The following is an 18738-nucleotide window of genomic DNA, read 5'->3' as shown; positions in this document are numbered from 1 at the left end:
GCTGACGGCCTGTAGACGGGTGCCCCTCGATCTTCGGGGGCGCACGCCCGTAGGACCGTCACCGGCGGCGCTCCGCCCGCGGCAGCGGGAGTCAGGCGAAAGTTCGGCGCAGATGCGCCGTCAGGCGTTCCGGTACGGCCGGGTGGAAGCGTCCGGAGAGGTAGCCGTCGGGGCGGATCAGGAGTGCCTCGCCGTCGCGCGGTGCATAGGCGTCGCGGAACTCGCCCGCCGCGTCGCGCACCCGCGGCGGGCGCAGGCCGACCGGGCGGGCGTCCTCCGGTACCTCTGCGGCGGTGACCAGATAGGCGTCGAGCAGGCCGTGGGCGGCGCGATGCGCCTCGGCGGCGCAGGCCTCGAGCCGGGCGGCTCCGTCGCCCGAGGCGTGCTCCGAGCCCGCGAACAGCAGCAGCACGTGCCGCGGGGTGCGCAGCAGGTCGAACAGCCGCCGCGGGTAGGTGGCGAGGTCGCTCAGCAGGCCGCGGCAGTCCGGTGCCCGGTCGCCGGGGGCGGGACCGGCCGCGGGTGTCCCGTCCACCGCCGGCGGCTGGATCAACGGGCTGTCCGGGTAGGCGACCAGCAGCTGGGCCTGGCGCCGCAGAAGCATCTCGGCGTCGTCCCCGTTGCTGATGAGGCCGGAGTGGGCATGGCGGACGGTGCGGGCATGGCGGACGGTGCGGCCGGCCACCTCCTGCGCTACCGGGTGGCGTTCGGCGTGATAGCTCTCCAGCAGGTCGTCCGTGGCCAGTCCGCGGACGGTCAGGGCCAGCTTCCAGGCGAGGTTGTAGGCGTCCTGCACGCCGGTGTTCAGGCCCTGCCCGCCGATCGGCGGGTAGATGTGCGCGGCGTCCCCGGCGACGAAGAGGCGGCCGTTCTGGTAGCGGTCCACCATGCGGTGGCTGGTCCGGAAGGCGGACGACCAGCGCAGCGTGGAGGCGGTCGTCACCTCCGGGGACAGCCGGTCGAGCGCGGCCTGGATCTGGCCGAGGCCCGGTCCCTGACCATCCCCCAGGCCAAAAACGGTCCCGTCCGGCGCGCTCGAGCCGTCTTCGCCTCCGGCTTGGGCGCCGGGGCGCAGCATCGAGAGCCAGTACCGCCGAACGCCCGGCATCGGAATGCAGACGAGCATGTCGTCCATCGCACCGTTCGCGTCCAGGTGCACGGCCCGCATGCTGTAGCCGGCGGGCAGTTCCCAGTCGACCTCGACGTCGCCGATCATGTACTGCTCGGGGAAGGCCTCGCCCTCGAAGGTCAGCCCGGCCGCCTTGCGGACCAGGCTGTGCGCCCCGTCGCAGCCGACGACGTAGCGGGCGTGCAGACGCTCGGTCCGGCCGTCGGCGTGCGCGAGGACGGCCTCGACCTCGTCCGGACGCGTCTCCACCGAGCGGAGCTCGGTCGGCCGCTCCACCTGCGTGCCGAAGCGCGCGAGATGCTCGGCGAGCAGCCGCTCGGTCGCGTGCTGGGGCAGCGTGGCGAAGGGGTAGGGAATCTCGGGCGGCAGTGTCAGCTCGACCCGGGGGCGAGGCTTGCCGTCGATGTAGACCAACTGGCCCAGGTGCGGCACCGCTTCGTCCAGCACCCCGCGGACCAGGCCCATGGCGTCCCACACCTCCAGCGTGCGGGGCAGGACGCCGATGGCCTTGGCATGGGGTTGCGGGACGGCCAGCCGATCGACGATGCGGCAGTCCACGCCGTGCCGCCGCAGCTCGGCCGCCGCCGTCAGGCCCACCGGGCCAGCGCCCACCACGAGTACGTCGACATCGGCCATGATCAGGCTCCCTCGTCGTCCGGATTGTTTCCCGAGCCAGTGTGCTTAACAAGGTTGCGCCGACCAGAAAGGGTTGAGGTTGCCCCGCGGTGCGGAACCGAAGGAATCAAAACCCTTTCTTTGCCAATAGCCTACCGAGCCGAATGAGATGGCTTCTTGGTGCTTCAGTTGGCCACTCTGAGCATCCAAGTAGGCCGCCTGAGGGGGAGCCAAGCACGTACTTACCGGGCCGTGACCCCTTGGTGTACATCCGTGTGACCTCTGCGAGGTGGGATCCCGGAGTGGGACACCATCTCCATCTCCGGCCACTACATGACAGAGGCCAGAGCCTCGCCCGCCGGGAAGACCGCCTTCATGTCCGCCAACGCCCGTAGGGCCACGGCTGCCACTGCGACGCCAACGCGGGTTCGGACGCACTGGACGTGTGACGGCCTACTTTCCCGCCGTCACAGCTGCGACCTCTGGTCGGTCCTGTGACCTGAGGTTCTTGTGCACCGAGCTCCCACTCGGGGTGTGACGGATTTTCGCCCCGTGGCGCAGGGCCGGGTGAGCCGACTGGTCCGTGTACAGGCGCGAGTGCAATTGCCCGCCCGTGCCCAAACTCGTACACACGACGCCACGGAGGAGCCATGGGCAGGGAGTTCTGGCGGACAATTCGGCTGGCCATCGAGAAGGACAACTGGACGGCGCGCCTTGTCGTGTTGCTGTGCATCACAGGTGCCGCTTTGTTCGGCACCTGCACGATCGGCGCTGTGAGGTAGTCAGGGCAGCGGTGCTCGGACGGGCTGAGCGCCAGCGCGGCCAAGTGAAGCGCTCAGTCACACCGGGAATTCAGCAGTCATGCTTTCACGCCTATGCAGTAATCCAGGTCCGGGTCATCAATGTCGTTGATTGCCTGTGCCGCTCGAAAACACGATTCGGGACCTGCCCTGGCAGTTCCCCGACCAGAAGACCGGCCCGCACAGCATCTGCGACGATCCTTCGACGCCACTGTCCACCGTCGCCGCGCTCATTCGGACTCCGATCACGATGCCCCCAGCCGTACAGCGCAGCCGCGTGGCCACGCACGCAGAGGTCCTCGCGTTACGACACGAGAACGCGGTCCTGGGCCGTCATACCGCCCGCGTTCGCCACGAGCCCGCACACCGGATCCGGCTCGCCACGCTCTCGCGGTTCGTCCCGCACGAGCGCCGGCGCCAGGCCTTCACAATCACCCCACTCCTGGCCTGGCACCGCCAACTCATCGCCAGGAAAGGGACATTCACCCGGCACCACCGACCCGGCAGGCCCTGCACCGCGCCCGCCGTCAAGCAGCTCATCCTGCGCTGGGTCGTGGTTTCCCGGGCCTGATGTCAGCGTCCGCCGGGACTGGTGAGGTTCTCGCGGATCTTGGCGATGGCGAAGCCCCAGCCCTGCTGGATGGCCGGCTTGGCGGGCACGGCGATCTCCTCCGGGTTGGTGAGGACGTCCAGGAGCACCGGTCCCGGCGTGGCGAAGGCCCGGCTGACGCCCTCGGCCAGGTCCTCGGCCCGGCTCACCCGGATGCCGGTGATGCCGAGTGCCTCGGCGACCGCGGCGAAATCCGGGTTGTCGAGCTCCGTCCCGAATTCCGGCAGGCCCGCCTGCTCCTGCTCCAGCTTCACCATCCCGAGGCGCTGGTTGTCGAAGACGACGAGCTTCACCGGCAGCCGCCGGCTCCGGACGGTCATGAGATCGCCGAGGAGCATCCCGAGTCCGCCGTCACCGCAGAAGGCGACGACCTGCCGGTCGGGGTCCAGGAGCTGCGCGCCGATCGCCTGCGGCATCGCGTTGGCCATCGAGCCGAGGTTGTAGGAGCCGAGCAGGCGGCGGGATCCACGCATCTCGACGAAGCGTGACAGCCAGACGGTGGCCATGCCGGTGTCCGAGGTGAAGACGGCGTCGTCGGCCGCCAGGGCGTCCACGGCGGCGGCGAGCGCCTCCGGGCGTACCAGGTGGTCGCGGTTGTCGAAGGCTGACCGCACCTTGCCGATCAGCCCACGGTCGTGGCCGGGCGCGGCCAGCCGTTGCTGTCCCTGCTGCCATGCGCCGAACTTCTCGCGCGCGTCGTCCAGGTGTTCGCGGTCCTTGCGCCGCTCCAGCCGCTCCAGGAGGCCCCGCACCGTGGGACCGACGTCGGCAGCGAGGGCCACGTCGACCGGGACACGTCGGCCGATGTGCTCGGCGACCCGATCGACCTGGACGACCTTCTTGCCCTGCGGGTACCACTCCCGGTACGGAAAGTCGGTGCCGAGCAGCAACAGGGTGTCCGCTTCGTCCATCGCGTGCGCGGCGGCCGGATTGCCGATCAGCCCGGTCTGGCCGACTTGGTAGGGGTTGTCGCCCTCGAATCCTTCCTTCGCCTTGAGCGTCAGCACCATGGGCGCGGCGAGCCGCTCGGCGAGGGCGAGAACATCCTCGCGGGCGCCGCGCGCTCCGCGACCGACGAGCATCGTGACCTTGCCGCCGTCGCGAAGGCCATCGGCCGCCGCGTCCAGTCCCGGATCGTCGGGCCGGTTGGCGGAACCGGCTACGGAGAGCCGGGCCGGCCGGTCCGCCGGCAGTTCGTGGTCGCCGATGTCGCCGGGGACGGTCAGCACGGCCACACCGCGCCGCCCGATCGCGGTGCGCACCGCGATCTCCAGCAGGCCGGGCATCTGCTCCGCAGACGTGACGGTGGCGCGGAACACGGCGACATCGCGGAAGAGCAGATCGTTGTCGACCTCCTGGAAGTAGTCCGTGCCCACCTCCGCGAGAGGCACCTGGCCGGCGACGGCGAGCACCGGGGTTCCGCTCTTCGCCGCGTCGTACAGACCGTTCAGCAGGTGCACGGAGCCAGGTCCCACGGTGCCCATGCAGACCCCGAGGGTGTCGGTGAGCTGGGACTGGGCCCCGGCGGCGAACGCTGCGGCCTCCTCGTGCCGGCATCCGACCCATTCGACGGACCCGGACGCGCGGATGGCATCGGTGAGGGGATTGAGAGCATCCCCCACCACGCCGAAGACATGGCGTACTCCGAGCTCCTCCAAGGCGTCGATCATGACGCGGGCCACGGTTCGACTCATCGGCTGTGTCTCCTCTCTAACGACTCGAAATGCTCGAATGATCGGTGCCCGTTGCCGTCAGCTCTGCCCTCAGGTAGCGCCGTCAGGAGGCAAAGGTGTCCGGATCCGCTGCCTGCCAGTCGGTAGCCCAGCTCTCGGGCGGTTCGGCGAGCAGTTCGCCCGGGGACAGCCACTCGTACAGTTCGGCATAGGACCGGAACCCACCATGGTCCTCCCGGCGCCGTAGCAGCCGAGGGCCCAGTTCCGCGGTGTCCCGTACGCCCATCGCCGCCATGATCTGCAGCGCGCTGTCAACGGTGGCCTGTTGGTAGCTCGCGACGCGCGCGGCCTTGTCGACGACGTCGAGGGCGCGGGCCCGGCGCGGATCCTGGGTGGTCACACCGGTCGGGCAATCGTTGGTGTGACAGCGCTGGGCTTGGATGCACCCGACAGCGAACATCATCGCCCGGGCCGCGTTGGTGTAGTCGGCGCCCATGGCCAGGCGCTTGACGATGTCGGCGCCCGTCGCCACCTTGCCGCTCGCACCGATCCGGATCCTCTCCCTCAGCCCCGCACCGGTCAGGGCACTGTGCACGGTGAAGAGGCCATCGGTGAGCGGCATGCCGAGGTGGTCGGCGAATTCCAACGGCGCCGCGCCGGTGCCGCCCTCCGCGCCGTCCACCACGATGAAGTCCGGAGTGATCCCTTCCTCTCTCATGGCTTTGCACACGGCGAGGAACTGTGTCCTCGATCCCGGGCACAGCTTGAAACCCACCGGTTTACCCCTCGCCAGTTCGCGCATCCGGGCCAGAAACCGGACGAGTTCGCGCGGAGTGGAGAAGACGCGGTGGTACGGCGGCGACACGATGGTCTCGCCTTCGGGAACACCTCGGACCGAAGCGATCTCGGCGTTCACCTTGCTGCCCGGGAGGACACCTCCGATCCCGGGTTTGGCCCCCTGCGACAGCTTGAGCGACACACAGCGCACGGACGGATGGGCGGCCTTCTCGGCGAACTGCCGTGCGTCGAAGCCCCCGTCACTGGTACGGCAGCCGAAGTAACCCGTGCCGATCTCCCAGACGAGGTCGCCGCCGGGGCGCAGATGGTACGTCGAAAGGCCTCCCTCGCCGGTGTCGTGTGCGAACCCGCCACGTGCCGCGCCCGTGTTCAGAGCAACGACGGCGTTTGCCGAGAGCGAGCCGAAACTCATCGCCGAGACATTGAGAAGGGCCATGTCGTACGGCTCGGTGCAGTCGGGACCGCCGATCCCGACGCGGGGCGGCGTGTCGGGCACATCCACCGGGGCCATGGACGGCACGAGGAACTCGTAGCCACGATCATTCATGTCTCGCTCACTGCCGAACGGTTCCTCGGCAGCGACGCCCTTGGCCCGCTCGTAGACGATGCTGCGGGTGTCCCGGTCGAAGGGCCTGCCGTCGTAGTTGCGCTCCACGAAGTACTGCTGCAGCTCCGGGCGCAGCCTCTCCATGAGGAAGCGCAGGTGGCCGAGGACGGGATAGTTCCGCAGTACAGAGTGCCGACGCTGGACCAGGTCGTACACACCGGTCAGTGCCGCGGCCGTGAGAGGGGCCGCAGCGAACCACCACCACTGAGATGCCGAGACGGTGAGAAGCAAACTGCCCAGCGCGCAGGCCGTCAACAGTCCTACCGTTGCGAAACGCGTCATTGGTCCTCGTCGTCCTCGTCGTCCTCGTCGTTCTCGTCGTGCTCGTCCAACCGGTGCGCGGCTCCGGCGAATCCGTGTCCGCGTCACTTCTGTCGTGGGCACAGCGAGGCGGCCACCCGCACGCCGTCCCCCGGGCTGTGCCCAGGTCTGGTCAGATCGTGGGGCGCCCAGGGGGCGTCGGCCCCGCGCCCGGAGTCCCCGGAGTCCCCGGAGTCCCCGGAGTCCCCGGAGTCCCCGGAGTCCCCGGCGCGTCGTAGTACGTGCCGACCTGCTCGTGATAGCCGGCGTCGCCCAGGTGCTTGTCCTTGTCGAACTCCGGCGCGCTCTTGATCTGGTCCTTGGTGCGCGCGACCTGAATCGTCGTCGCCTCGGCGTCGATGCCGGTGATGGTGCCCGCCGGCAGCAGGACCTCCTTGCCGAAGATCCACACGCCGGTGTCGACAACGATGTACTGCGAGCCGACGTCGTTGGAGTGCTTGTCGACCTTGCCGATGTGGCCGTCCGTGGCCTCGACCTTGTAGCCCGTCAGATCGGCGTTCTGAGTGTGACCAGCGCTGGCCGGGTAGCTCCAGATGTTCTCGGTCATTGTGGCGCCTCCGTACTTCAGCCGCTTCCGTCCAGGCGGTGCGGACTGCACCGTGCGTCCTGTTCAGGCGACATCCTCCGGCTGTCCGAGCTCCCAGCCGCTAAACAAGCCCGTTCGAACATGGCTGGAATCACGGAGACGGAAACAGTGGTGCACTCCGACCGGACGGTGACTGCCGTACCCGCGTCACAATGGCTGTGGCGTGGGTGACCGTGCACGGCGTAACAGTTCCGAGGGCAGAGGGCGATCTGCCTCGTCACCCACACTGCGCCCAGGGGTCCCGGACTGTCGGTGTGAGTCTCAGGACTTTGCCGGTCCAACCGCAACGTGATCGAGCGGCCGGCGAGGGCGAGCCCGACCAGGTAACGGCCGCCGGCCAGGCAGACGATCCCGTCGCGATGGACTTGCGGTCCCTCTCGACCGGTTCGCCGGCCGCGAGGATGGCCGTGCCATTGCCTGCCCGGGGCAGGACGGCGGGCGCGGGCGCAGGACCGGCCGGTAGGGCGCCGGGGTGCATGGTCAGGCAGGCGATGTCCTCCGGTCGCAGCCTGAAAGGGACGTGGTGACGAGGTGTCCGTCCAGGAGGAATGGGACGCTGCACTGGTTCGCCCAGACCGTTAGCGTCCTACCGGCCAGCGCCTGCTGGATGCCGACCTGTTGCCTGCTCAATGCCAGGGTGATCTCTCCGCGAGGCGGCACCCGCACTTCGAACTCGATGGCAGTGTCCTGCGGGTCAGGATGGGAGGCTCGACAACGTCGACGGACAACTCCGCTTCCCTGACAGGCTGTTCAGGACGCTCGTCGTCGCGGCCGACAGTGGTGTGAGGCCGGAAGAGGCTGATGAGGGTGGCCATGTTCAGCGACAGGGCAACTCCGTGGCGGGCAGGACACGCTCTTTCCGCACGTGGCCTCCGTCGATGCGCCATGGACCACGAGCCGTTCCTTCGGAGTGCTGCCACCGGCTCGGTCACCTCGACGACGATGCTGTGATCCATCCTGTGCTCCTGTTCCACTGGCACAGGCAGGGAACGTCCCATGCGTCGAGCATGCCCGTCCCCAACTTCCCTCCCTTGCTCCGGTGTACGCGGGTTCCTCTCGTGGTCTGCCACATGTGCGCATCCGAGCGGTCGTCAAGAGACCCCCGGATCGTGCATGGCGGCGAACGCCGCGGGTACCCGAGGGCGACCGGCACCATCACCATCCGACACTGGAGGCGAATCTCATGGGCCTAGGCGGATGCATTCTGCTCATCGGCGCAGGCGCCATTCTCACGTTCGGGACCGACTGGCAAATGCGGAGCGTCAACCTCGATGTGGTCGGCGCGATCATGATGATCGTCGGCGTCATCGGTGTGCTGGCTTTCACCAGCATCGCCAAACGCAGGCGGGTCGTCGTGCCACCGTCCGCTCCGCTCATCGACGAAGAGCGAGATCGTCGTCTCTGAAGTGAGGCGACAGGTTCGCCGCGGGCATCGGTAGGCCGCGGGCGATTGTCCGCACCTCGTCGCGTTGGGGCCGGCCTGCCTGCCCAAGGCGTTCGGATCGGGGAAGGCGTTCACAACCAGACTGCGCAAGTGGCCAGCTGACGGCACCTGGGAGAGGACGTTCACGCCCTGCTCGTGCGGGCCGACGCCGAGGCGGCCTCGACTGCGTCGATGCCGTCGACTCCGCGATCACCCGGCCCACCGTCCCCGGCAGGGTCCTCGACCGAAGGCGCCCCTGCCGGGGACCGGACGACCACGCATCAGACGTCTCTCCCGGCCAGGTCCACTCACACCGACAAGTTCGCCAAGCGCATGAACTGTGGCCGGTCGGTGGCAGGATGCCTGCTTTCGACAACTGCCTACCAAGCACCTCTGTGGAGCGGTGCATCGAGCTGAAGCAATGACGTGGCCTGGCCTGGCCGCATTGGAACATCGTGGGTGTCTTCATCTGGCCCGAAGGTGTCGAAAACGCCCCTAGTCCTGCTTGGCGTTCCTCTCTTGTTCGATGAGCTGGTCGGCCTTCTGCTGCGAGCTCGGCTGGTCCGCCAGACCGCCCATGACCTCGGCCACCTTTACGCCTGTGCTGTCGAAATACCGCCCGGCGACCTCCCTCTGCTTCGACAGTGGCTGGTCCTTCAGCCATCGCTGGTTGTCCGCGCTGATCAGGTGCATCAGCGCACTGACCGGGTCCGTGCCGTGACCGAGGACTTCGGTCATGGAAATCTCCTTTCGTCGAAGGGGGCCAGGCACCGAAGGCATGGGGTGACGGCCGCCGGGCGCCTGTACCGAAAGTCCTGCCCGAGGGATGCATGGGACAGCCGCAGCCTGCTCGCAATGCACTCCATTGAAGGAGCTTGCCGGTCGGCCAAGAGGTGAGGTCAGTGCGATGCGCACGTGTAGCCGAGCAGCGCGAAAGGCCAGTCACCCGGTGCCACGGCATGGCCTCTCGTGCGGCCGTGACATGGTTCGCACCGGTCTCCGACCAAGGAGGTGCCGGCCCGGCCTTCGCCGAACCGGGCCGGCCCACCTGTTCTTCGTACGCCCATGCAATCGACGGGCAAACGAGCCACGGCGTAGGCGGCCTCGTGTCATCCGGTTGCCCCTCAAAAAAGCCCTGCGGGGGTCGGCGGGCGCTCGTACCCGCCCCCCGGACGTGATCCATCACGGCACCAGGCCTGAGCGCCGACACCTGCGAGGCCTAGCCGTGCCGGGCGGGAGCCCTCATTGCCTTCACGCGCACGGGGCTCGGTTCGGTCCCGACGCGAGGATCGGATTGTGCACAGGTCCATGAGAGTGACGCCGCTGTGCCGTGACACCGAGCCCCACACGTGCGGCGGCGTAATCAGCTTCTACGGCTACCCTGGCGCGCCCCCATCGGAGCACCACCGCGCCTGCGGCACGATCTGGACCGAGCCCCCCAGCTTCGCCGTAGCCACTTGTCCCTCAGGCAGCGACCCTGCGGTCGGTCCGACCCCGGATGGCAGCCCCCGCTGCCGGCGCACAGCGACGGCGCCGGATTCGCCGTGAATGCCTGGCTATTTTCCGGTTCACGCCTATTGATCTGGGCACTTGGTTGTGAACTGGGGGCCGAACTCGCTGGAGGTGCGGCGTGGCGGTACGGCATCGGCCCTGGCCCTGGCCCGGTGGCGCGGTGCGCCACAACAGGGAGGTCGACGCCGATTTCGTCAGTGACCCGTTCAGCTCCTTCCACCCCTCGCGACCGCGTCACGGGAATTCGTACGTCAGGTGCCGTACGCCTCTGGCGCCCGCGGCGGGTTCCGCCACTCGAGCATGAGGATCGTCGCGTCATCCCGGAGGCGGTTCTCCTGAGCATCCAGGATCGCGTGGATGAGGCGCCGAAGTGTCTCCGGCGCCAGCTCGCCTGTCGCGGCGGCCCGCACGACGTAGTCGGCGAACCGTTCGAGTCCAAGTTCGCCGCCGTCCCCCGTACGGGCTTCCGTGACGCCGTCGGTGAACATCAGTACGCGGTCCCCCGGCTCGAGGGAGATTTCGTGCACTCGTCGTGGCTCCACAGTGAAGGCGGCCGGCATCCCCATGGGCGGGTCGGCCTCGCGATCCATCGCTCCGGCGACCAGGCGTTGGTCGCGGATGAGGAGCGGCGCCGGGTGTCCGCAGTTGATCCAGCGCAACTTGCCAGTGCGTAGGTCCAGTTGGGCGAGGACAGAGGTGCAGAAGCGGTTCGGCAGCCACTCGGACAGGGCCGTGTCGACGGACTCCACGAGGTCCGGGAGGTCTGCTCCGTTGCGGCGCGCGTGACGGCAGGCGGCCAGCGCGACCACTGAGGTCAGGCCGGAGGCCAGATCGTGCCCCATGGCATCCAGGATCGCGGTGTGGAGGATCGAGTCGGTCAGCGCGTGGTCGAACGCGTCTCCGCCGATTTCGTACGCCGGTTCCAGGACGGCTGTCGACACGACGCGTGTCGACCCGATCGTGCGGGGCGGAAGGTAGGCCCGTAGCATCTCGGCGGCCAGTCTCATGGGTTCCGTACGGGTTTGACGGACGTAGGTGTCCTTGTACGCCTTCTTTGACGTGACCATCATGGCGAGCAAGGCCGCGAGGGTCCTGCCTCGGCGCAGCGACAGCGGATCGAGAGCGGGCGACCGTACAGCGAGGACCCCCAGGCGTTCCGCCCCGTCCACGAGCGGCAACCAGGCCGTCATCCCTCCGACGTCGGACTCCTCGACGCGCAGGGACTGGGTGCGGTAGGTCCAGCCGGCGAGCGAGTCGTCAATGGGAAGCGCCGGTAACACGTCGTTGAGCGGTGTCAGCTGTCGTTGCTGCAGATCGGCCAGGTACACCACGGAATGTTCAAGTCCCAGGGCCTTGGAACAACGCGCGACAGCGGTGGTCAGGTCGAGCGTCGAGGTGCCGGGATCCGCGAGAAGCTCGCCCAGGGCAACGTCAGGGATCTCAGGAACCGACACCTCATCACCCCTCCTCCGGAACCTGGTCCGGTCCACGGCGGATGCGTACCTGTGCAGTCTCACACCAGGCCGCCTGGCTCGCGCGCGGGGAGAAGACTCATCGTGGCTCTTCGGAGACTCCGCCGTGCCTGGGTTCGCTGTCCGGCCAGGGAAATGCCCAGGTGAACGGGGCTTCTGCCGAACGTGTCCGAGGACCCCTGGAAAGGGTTTCTCGTCGGTTCTGGAGAGCATGGGATGGGGGCATCGCTTTCCGGGCACCCTCAGGCGGCGTGGTCCAGGCGGTCCGCCACGACGTCCTTGTCCAGGGCTGCCCGCACCAGTGCCGAGGCCATTGACGCGCTCGTCGACGCATCCTCGGCCATGCGGACCAGCTCTGAGGTCCGCGGTGGCGACCCGAGACGCTCGGCGCCCTGGGGCGCCTTGGAGTCCACGAAGGGACTGAACTCAGGCCATAGTTCCTGTACTTCACGGAGGAAGATGCCCGTTCCGACGCGTCCGATCCCGTGCGGTTCTCTCAACAGAGTCCGCAGATCGTCCACGTCGCCGTCCGCCGGGTCGCGCATCCTGGGCAGGCCCGCCCCCGTGGTCGATCAGGATCTGACCACCCTCACCCAGTTGGGTGGCTGTGCGTTCGTCATAACGGCGACCTGCGCCCGTCTCGGTACTGGTCATGTCGGTTTCCTCCGGTCAGCGCACAACGGCCGCCTCGACGAGCAGCCGTGTCGCCGCCGCGATCGTCCCGGCATCGATGCCGGCCGCGTGCAGTTGTTCCGCGGGACTCGCCGAGCCGGGCATCGTCCGGACAACGATACGCACCGGACGCGGGACCGGACGGCCGTCGGTGAAGGCGTCAAGCACGGGCCGGACAGCGTACGCCCGGAGGATTGGCCGCTGCCTTCGCGCCGCCGAGGTCGACGGTGAAGCCGAGGCCACGATGACGGTAGGTACGGCGCTCCCCGCCACGTTGCGGCCCGCGATCTTCCCGTGCCGCCAAACGTGCTGCGCGGTCATCGGCGTGTACTGGCCGGGCCTGTCAAGGTCAGGCACAGCGGCAGCGTCTCCGCACGCGAACACCGCGGGGTGGTCGGGGACTTGGAGGTGAGGGTCGACGAACAGCCGGCCGCGCTCCATGGGCAGTCCGAGGGCCTCGGCGAGCGGATCGGGCCGTACACCGACACACCAGGCCAAGGTCCGGCTCTCGACGAACTCGCCGTCGTTGAGCAGCACTCCGTTCGAGGTCGCCTCTTTGACGGCGGTCTCGGTGCGCACGTCCACGCCACGCCGACGCAGCTCGCGGTCGGCCGTGCGCGACAGCCGCTCGTCCAGCTCGGAGGACGCGCTCGGCGATGTCGAGCAGCAGCCACCGGGGCCGCATGCCCTCCCGTAGCGGCTGCTTGCGCACCAGCGCGTCGGTGAACAGCTGCCCGTGGGCCGCGACCTCCGTACCGGTGTAGCCAGCACCGACCACCCCGCATGTGCAGTGCGAGGCACAGCTCTTGGGGTCGTCGGCAGTAGCGCGCTCGACCTGGCGGGTCACGTGGTCGCGCAGGTACAGCGCCTCGGGCAGTCCTCGGAAGCCGTGTGCGTGCTCGGCGACACCCGGAATGGGCAGCGATCTGTTGACGCTTCCCGCGGCCGGCACGAGCCGGTCGTACGTGAGTGAGCCCTCGCCGCCCTCGGGATTTCCGTAGTGCACCGTCTGTCCTTTGAGGTCGATGCCGTCGGCCTCTCCCAGCACCAGCCTCACGTGGGGCAGGGTGCCGGTGAGCGAGACGGTGACACGGCGTGGCTCCAGGACGCCCTCGGCGACCTGGGGCAGATACAGAAAGTGGTCGGTCGGGTGGAGGAGGATGATCTCCGCCTTGTGCCGGGCCGGCCGGGACAGAGTGCGGGCCGCCTGACACCCGGCGAAGCCGGCACCGACGATCACGATGCGAGGTTGCGCTACGTTTCGCCTCCGAGGTGGTCGCTCATACGGGCTTACCGCGTCCCCCTGCCCGGAGCGGCCAAGCACCCCGGGACGGCCCGAGGTGAGAATCTCCCGCGCTGCGGATCACCTTGCGTGCGAAGACGGCTGCCCCGCAGACGATGACCGCGGCCTTAACGGCCCGCCCCCGGTTGCGGGACACCCATTCCTGCGCGCTGCCCGGCCGGGACCCCGCGTCGAAGCTCCCGTGCGCGCCGAAGTCCCGTCCCCGAGGACCTTCGGCGGGGCGCCAGAGGAAGCCGGTCCCGGCATGCTCGCCTTCCTCGATCTTGGAGTCGTGTCCGGTGCGGGCGAGGTACCGGCCGAGCCGACCGGGAACCAGCGCGTTGGCCACCACTGTGGCCACCTTGGACCCGCCGACCCAGTACTCACGCCACCGCGGGTGTGCAGCGGCCTGGGCTATGGCACGCGCAACCAGCTCCGGTTCATAGATCGCGGCAGCGGGCGGGCCCGCCCCGCCACACGGAGCAACATCCAGTCGACTTGGGGTGTGTTGACGGCGGGCAACTGCACCATCGATCCGGCCGAACGCGTCGGCCACCTGTTGGGCAGCCCGATTAATGGCCTTGGGGTCGGCCACCTCGACGGTGACGATGAGCGCCTCGCCCCCCGCGTGCCGCGCCTCGTCCGCCGCCACGGCCAGTCCGGCACTGCCCCGGTCCAAGAGAGCGGCCCGGTCCCTGCGGGCGGCGAAGGTCAGGACCGCAGCCAGACCCACGCCGACGCTCGCCCCGGTCGCGACGGCGGTCCTTGAAAGCCGGATCATGACTCGCCGGGCCAGGCGTTGTCGTGTCCGAGCTGCTCCAAACGGCCCATGGCGGCCGGGTACCCGACCGCCAGGACACGTAACACCGTTCTTTCGTGCCGCGTCGGAGTTCGGAATACCGAGTGCCTCCGACGGCCCCGCCCCGGGCCGTGGCGCCCCCTTTGCGCCTGATCAGATCCTGGGCGCCCGGCTGCGCTGAGCGAGCTGGCGATCCAGTTCGGTGCGGATGTCGGCGCACAATACGCCCGAGCGGCCCCACTCGACCAGCAGCTCGGCAACGTGCCGGAGCTTGATGTCGGTGCGCATGGACGTCTCCCGCAGGACGTCCCAGGCGTCCGCCGGCGTCATCCGCCCTACGGCGATGAGCACGCCGGCCGCTTGGTCGACCACCGCGTCGAAGGCCCCCGGCTGCGGCCGACCGGTTCCGCCTTCCGAGTCCAGCACGGGTGCCTCAGGACCTTCGGCCGCAGGCTCATCGCTCAGCTGCTCATGGGGGTGGGGCCTCAAGGGTGCCTCCAGGACAATCGACGACAAATGTAGCCACTACTTTCACCGTCCCCGAGTGACCTGACAATCCGCCGAGAGGCCTACAGAGTGGCTCCTCGGCGCGCTCCTCATCGGCTACTACGCGGACGGGCGGATGGGCTGTGCGGGCAAAGTCGGCACCGGGCTCGACCGGCGCACCCTGCTTGTGCTGCGGCAGGAACTCGACCATCTCCAGGCAGCCGAGTCACCCTTCGATGGACGGATCGCCGAGCGGACCGCACGCTGGGTGCGGCCGCGGCTCGTGGAGCAGATCGAATTCTCGGAGTGGACACGACGGCATGCTGCGTCATCCCCGCTACCTGGGGCTACGAGACGACAAGAATCCGACCGACGTCGTCAGGGAGCGCGGTGAGCCATGAGCGGCGAGAAAGCTTGGTGCGTGTACATACCTGACGGTGCAGCTGCTGCCCCGGAGCACGTATCGCTGCCCTCGCCAATGTCTTCGACGATGACGTCGGTGATGAACATGTCCTCGAACTCGCCGTCGGTGAGCGTGGCGTCGATCCGGGCCGGATCGATCCCCGGCGCGCGACTTTCCCCGGTTACAGTCCAGCAGCCCGGCAGCCTCACCCCGATGTTGCCTGCGGTGACGCAGTGCAGGTCCGCACCCGCCCGCGCAGCAGCCGATGCCGGCTGTCGGCCTCAGCAGCCACCGAAATCTCCGCGGCTCAGAACACTCACCCCTCCCCCATCGCCGGCGTGCGGGCCCGTCCTCGCCGCCGACACCCTGGTGCCGCATAGTTGGATCACTCCCGGGTACCGGGGAGACGGCAGACCCCCACCGATGCGCTCTGAGCATCCATGCCGCGACAACTGCGTGAGGCTTTCCTGTGGTGGTGTGGACGCCATGCCGGCCGCTCCTCCAGCGCGCAGCACCTCGTCCAGCATGATCGGCAGGTCTCGTACGCGCACACCGCAGGGCGCACACCTCAGGCGTACCGCACCGCGTTCCACACCGCGGCGGTCGTGCCGGCGATGCCGATCTCACCCCTAGCCGTTCGCACGGAGCGTCGAGCAGCGTCGTGCACGTGTCGACGATCAAGCGACGCGGGGCCCGTCGGCCTGCCGCGTGGTGCCGACTCGCGAAGGTGGCGGCAGAGCGAGAGTGGGCGCGCGGGCGCGGTGCGAGCCGTGGGGCACCGGGGTGGGTGGCAGCGCCTCTGCCGGGTAGTCAGGCATGAGCGCTTGGTGAGACGGCGGTCATGTCCGGGGCGGGGCGAGTAGCGCTCGCACGCCTCGGCTGGTGAGGATCACGCCGTCGTGGTGGCCGGGATCGATGAGGAGCGCCAGGTCTTCGTCGGTGGGCCAGTTGGCTGCCAGCAGTCCAAGTTGTATCTGGTGACTTACGACAACGTCGGGGAGTGCCTGGCCCATTCGCTCTGCTGACGTGAAGACGGGGACGGCACGGAGGCGTGGTGGGTCATCGATCACGGGGAGGGTCAGTCCGCCCTCTTCCGGGTGGTCGTGAGTGCCGAGTTCTGTAGGTTCAGGAACGAGAATGTCGCAGGCGGCCAGCGTGTCCAGCGCGGCCAGGTCGTCGGGTGCTTGGTGGAGGTCGCGTAGGGCGTCCTGGGCGGCGGCCGCGAAAAGTTCCTTGGGGATGCTGTCGTCACACATCGTTTGTCCCCTAGTGGCTCCGAGTGGGCCGCCCGGCGTGGGTTCGCCAATGTCCACGGGAAACTGTCCGCCGTGGGGCGACCACAACAACTGCCTTCCCCTAAAGCTCCGCAGGAAGGTGATGGCGGTCGTCCTCGTGGCAGCTCAGCGCGCCACGGCGAAGTGCGTCGCCGTCGCGTCAGACGAACACCTTTTGCATAGCCCGCAGTTGAAGCGCGGGATTCCACGGGTACGCATCACTGGATTCCACGGGTACGCATCACTGGGCGCTGTCTGCTTACGACTCTCAGGTACTCGCCGATCCAGCCGTTCAGACCGGAGCACACCTTCAGCAGTGCGACAAATGTCCCTATACCATGGAATTATATGTTCATCCAGAAAATGTAGCTTCTGTTCCTACTCCATCGGTGGCGTCATGCCCGCTGAACGACCCCCCAAGCGCCGGTCCGGCGCGGGCGCCCGCGCCGGCGAGGGAGGCGGCGCCGCTCGGCACCGCTCCGGCAAGACCAACGCGGCGCAGGCCATGCGGTCCGCGGCGGAGCAGTTGTACGAGTTGCTTGGTCGGCGCCCCGAATCGGTCTCCGCTGTGCAACCGACGGAGGACGGCTGGGTGGCGAATGTAGAGGTACTGGAGCTCGAGCGCATCCCTGAGACGACGAGCGTGATGGCCAGCTATCGCGTCACTCTGGACAAGGAGGGCGACCTGGTGGGTTACGAGAGGGTCCAGCGCTATACACGTGGACAGATCGACCGTCGGGGCTGAGGGCACCGTCGGTGAAGGGAGGCACCATGACCATGGTGCCGCAGGGCGGCAACAGCGTTTCCAGAGGCGGCACAGGGAGTCTGTACGACGTCCTGGAACTCATTCTTGATCGCGGACTCGTGATCGATATATTCGTCCGAGTTTCGTTGGTAGGGATCGAGATCCTCAAGATCGACGCCCGCATCGTGGTCGCGAGTGTCGACACCTATCTACGCTTCGCGGAAGCCTGCAACCGCCTTGATCTCGAGACAGGAAGGAAGGCACCCGCCCAACTGACCGACATCGTCGGAGACACGGTGGAGAGCGGCGCCAAGGGAAAATCCAAAGGCGCGCTGACCGGTGCCGTAGATGCGGTCACCGACACCATCAAAGGCGTCACCGGGCGCGACGAGGAAGACAGCGAAGAGAGCGAACCCGAGGAGAGCGAAGAGAGCGAATCCGAGGAGGAGGACACCAGGGAGAGGGAGCCCGTGGAAAGGCGACGGCGGTCCCCCCGACGGACGGCCCATCGCAGCAGAGGCTCGTCCCGCGAGAAGGAATGAGCGATGGCCGTATACATCTACTCGATCACCAGCAAGCAGCACCCCCTCCGGCTCGACGGACTCGATGGCGTGGGCGATCCACCCACCCAACTGCGTACCGTGATTGGCGGAGCACTGTGTGCCGTCATCAGCGATGCGCCGGACGGCTTGCGCCCCAAGCGTCGTGATCTTTCGGCACATCACCAAGTCCAGGACCGTCTCATGGAAGACGGTGCGGTGCTGCCACTGAGGTTCGGTTTTCTGGCCCCGGACGACGAGGCAGTGCGGCTTGCACTCGAGGAGCGCGCTGAGGAGTACACGGCCAGACTGGAGGCACTTGAGGACACCGTGGAGTACAACCTCAAGGTGTCGCAGGACGAAGACACTCTGCTACGACAGGTTCTTGACTCGTCGCAGGAGGCACGGGAGCTCAACGACGAAATCCGCAGCGGAACCGCCGGTCCCGAGGCCCCTGTAAGACTCGGCGAGTTGGTCGCGGCGGAGGTCCAGGTGCGCCAGCAGGCACTGGCCCATGGGGTCGTCGAGGCGCTTCGCCCTTACTCCCGGGACAGGGAGTCGTCCCAGCTGACCGGCGAAGACTTCCTCAATGTCTCGTTCCTCGTCCCTCACGATCAGGAAGAGATGTTCCTCACCACGGAGTTGAGCGTCGCCAATCAGCTGGGTGAGGACGTCCACTTCCGACTCAACGGCCCCCTGCCTCCCTACAGTTTCGTCTGAGGAATCACCATGGGCCTGCTCACTCAAATCCTCACTCTCCCCCTCGCACCGGTGCGCGGCGTTGTCTGGGTCGCGGACCGTGTTCTTGAGGCCGCCGAGGACAAGTACTACGACCCTGCGCCGGTCCACCGCGAATTGGCGGAACTCGAGCGTCGGTTGCTCGACGGGGAGATCGACGAGGCGACATTCGACGAGCGCGAAGACGAACTGCTCGACCGGCTCGATGAAATCAAAGCTCGTCGCGACCGCGGCGCTCCCTAGCCGCAAGCTAC

18 protein-coding genes and 2 pseudogenes are annotated in these 18738 nt (G+C 68.1%); 7 read left to right on the top strand and 13 right to left on the bottom strand.

Annotation, left to right across the window (positions count from 1 at the left end; genetic code table 11):
• Positions 1-91 precede the first annotated feature (91 nt).
• Complete coding sequence (locus CG723_RS08535) at positions 92-1765, bottom strand: FAD-dependent monooxygenase (RefSeq protein WP_100592689.1); 1674 nt, start codon at positions 1763-1765, stop codon at positions 92-94.
• Positions 1766-2821: 1056 nt separating this feature from the next.
• Here CG723_RS08535 and CG723_RS46125 point away from each other — a divergent pair.
• A complete protein-coding gene (locus tag CG723_RS46125) occupies positions 2822-3115 on the top strand; it encodes a hypothetical protein (RefSeq protein WP_159032407.1) in 294 nt (97 codons plus the stop codon).
• Between the two features lie 2 nt (positions 3116-3117).
• Here the strand turns inward: CG723_RS46125 and CG723_RS08525 are convergent, their stop codons facing one another.
• The 3 genes and pseudogenes from CG723_RS08525 to CG723_RS08515 all read right to left on the bottom strand — a co-directional run.
• Complete coding sequence (locus tag CG723_RS08525; RefSeq protein WP_100592687.1) at positions 3118-4848, bottom strand: thiamine pyrophosphate-dependent enzyme; 1731 nt, start codon at positions 4846-4848, stop codon at positions 3118-3120.
• Between the two features lie 82 nt (positions 4849-4930).
• Positions 4931-6514 carry an FMN-binding glutamate synthase family protein gene (locus CG723_RS08520; RefSeq protein ID WP_100592686.1) on the bottom strand — a complete coding sequence of 528 codons (1584 nt, stop codon included), beginning with the start codon at positions 6512-6514 and terminating at the stop codon, positions 4931-4933.
• A gap of 253 nt (positions 6515-6767) precedes the next feature.
• Positions 6768-7100 (bottom strand): annotated as a pseudogene (locus CG723_RS08515) (PRC-barrel domain-containing protein); the annotation flags it as partial.
• Between the two features lie 1222 nt (positions 7101-8322).
• On the opposite strand from CG723_RS08515, the gene CG723_RS08505 reads away from it, so the two are divergent.
• Positions 8323-8544 (top strand): hypothetical protein, encoded by a 222-nt coding sequence (locus CG723_RS08505; protein ID WP_100592684.1) that lies wholly within the window; start codon positions 8323-8325, stop codon positions 8542-8544.
• A gap of 513 nt (positions 8545-9057) precedes the next feature.
• Here CG723_RS08505 and CG723_RS08495 read toward each other — a convergent pair.
• The 7 genes and pseudogenes from CG723_RS08495 to CG723_RS47400 form a co-directional block, all read right to left on the bottom strand.
• Positions 9058-9300: a hypothetical protein gene (locus CG723_RS08495; protein WP_100592682.1), complete on the bottom strand. Its 243-nt coding sequence runs from the start codon at positions 9298-9300 to the stop codon at positions 9058-9060.
• 1025 nt (positions 9301-10325) lie between these two features.
• Positions 10326-11528, bottom strand: a complete 1203-nt coding sequence (locus tag CG723_RS08490; RefSeq protein WP_234374205.1) for a PP2C family protein-serine/threonine phosphatase — start codon at positions 11526-11528, stop codon at positions 10326-10328.
• 260 nt (positions 11529-11788) lie between these two features.
• A complete protein-coding gene (locus CG723_RS46120) occupies positions 11789-11959 on the bottom strand; it encodes a hypothetical protein (RefSeq protein WP_159032406.1) in 171 nt (56 codons plus the stop codon).
• A gap of 256 nt (positions 11960-12215) precedes the next feature.
• Positions 12216-12386 (bottom strand): hypothetical protein, encoded by a 171-nt coding sequence (locus tag CG723_RS48635; RefSeq protein ID WP_159032405.1) that lies wholly within the window; start codon positions 12384-12386, stop codon positions 12216-12218.
• Between the two features lie 13 nt (positions 12387-12399).
• Positions 12400-13458: pseudogene (locus CG723_RS08480) on the bottom strand (NAD(P)/FAD-dependent oxidoreductase); the annotation flags it as partial.
• A gap of 40 nt (positions 13459-13498) precedes the next feature.
• Positions 13499-14281 (bottom strand): SDR family NAD(P)-dependent oxidoreductase, encoded by a 783-nt coding sequence (locus tag CG723_RS08475; protein ID WP_324902801.1) that lies wholly within the window; start codon positions 14279-14281, stop codon positions 13499-13501.
• A 171-nt stretch (positions 14282-14452) separates the two neighbouring features.
• Positions 14453-14725, bottom strand: a complete 273-nt coding sequence (locus tag CG723_RS47400) for an ANTAR domain-containing protein (protein ID WP_234374204.1) — start codon at positions 14723-14725, stop codon at positions 14453-14455.
• Positions 14726-14921: 196 nt separating this feature from the next.
• Between CG723_RS47400 and CG723_RS08465 the strand changes: the two genes are divergently transcribed.
• Positions 14922-15179 carry an ATP dependent DNA ligase gene (locus CG723_RS08465; RefSeq protein ID WP_234374203.1) on the top strand — a complete coding sequence of 86 codons (258 nt, stop codon included), beginning with the start codon at positions 14922-14924 and terminating at the stop codon, positions 15177-15179.
• On the opposite strand, the gene CG723_RS46850 is transcribed toward CG723_RS08465, so the two are convergent.
• Both CG723_RS46850 and CG723_RS08455 read right to left on the bottom strand, forming a co-directional pair.
• Positions 15164-15397, bottom strand: a complete 234-nt coding sequence (locus CG723_RS46850) for a hypothetical protein (RefSeq protein WP_100592679.1) — start codon at positions 15395-15397, stop codon at positions 15164-15166. The genes CG723_RS08465 and CG723_RS46850 overlap by 16 nt on opposite strands.
• A 630-nt stretch (positions 15398-16027) precedes the next feature.
• On the bottom strand, positions 16028-16444 hold the full coding sequence (locus tag CG723_RS08455) for an SseB family protein (protein ID WP_100592678.1): 417 nt from the start codon (positions 16442-16444) through the stop codon (positions 16028-16030).
• 415 nt (positions 16445-16859) lie between these two features.
• Between CG723_RS08455 and CG723_RS08450 the strand changes: the two genes are divergently transcribed.
• From CG723_RS08450 to CG723_RS08435, 4 genes are read left to right on the top strand one after another with little or no spacing between them, the layout of a single operon-like run.
• Positions 16860-17207 carry a gas vesicle protein GvpO gene (locus CG723_RS08450; RefSeq protein WP_100592677.1) on the top strand — a complete coding sequence of 116 codons (348 nt, stop codon included), beginning with the start codon at positions 16860-16862 and terminating at the stop codon, positions 17205-17207.
• A 26-nt stretch (positions 17208-17233) separates the two neighbouring features.
• Positions 17234-17749, top strand: a complete 516-nt coding sequence (locus CG723_RS08445; protein ID WP_442802534.1) for a gas vesicle structural protein GvpA — start codon at positions 17234-17236, stop codon at positions 17747-17749.
• Positions 17750-17752: 3 nt separating this feature from the next.
• Complete coding sequence (locus CG723_RS08440) at positions 17753-18466, top strand: GvpL/GvpF family gas vesicle protein (RefSeq protein WP_100592676.1); 714 nt, start codon at positions 17753-17755, stop codon at positions 18464-18466.
• A 9-nt stretch (positions 18467-18475) separates the two neighbouring features.
• Entirely contained in the window at positions 18476-18727 is a 252-nt protein-coding gene (locus CG723_RS08435) for a gas vesicle protein GvpG (RefSeq protein ID WP_100592675.1), read from the top strand.
• The last annotated feature ends 11 nt before the right edge of the window (positions 18728-18738 follow it).

This window comes from Streptomyces sp. CB01635, from assembly GCF_002803065.1.
Classification (GTDB): domain Bacteria; phylum Actinomycetota; class Actinomycetes; order Streptomycetales; family Streptomycetaceae; genus Streptomyces.
Note: the sequence above shows the minus strand (reverse complement) of the source record. Positions and strands in the feature narration are given on the sequence as shown.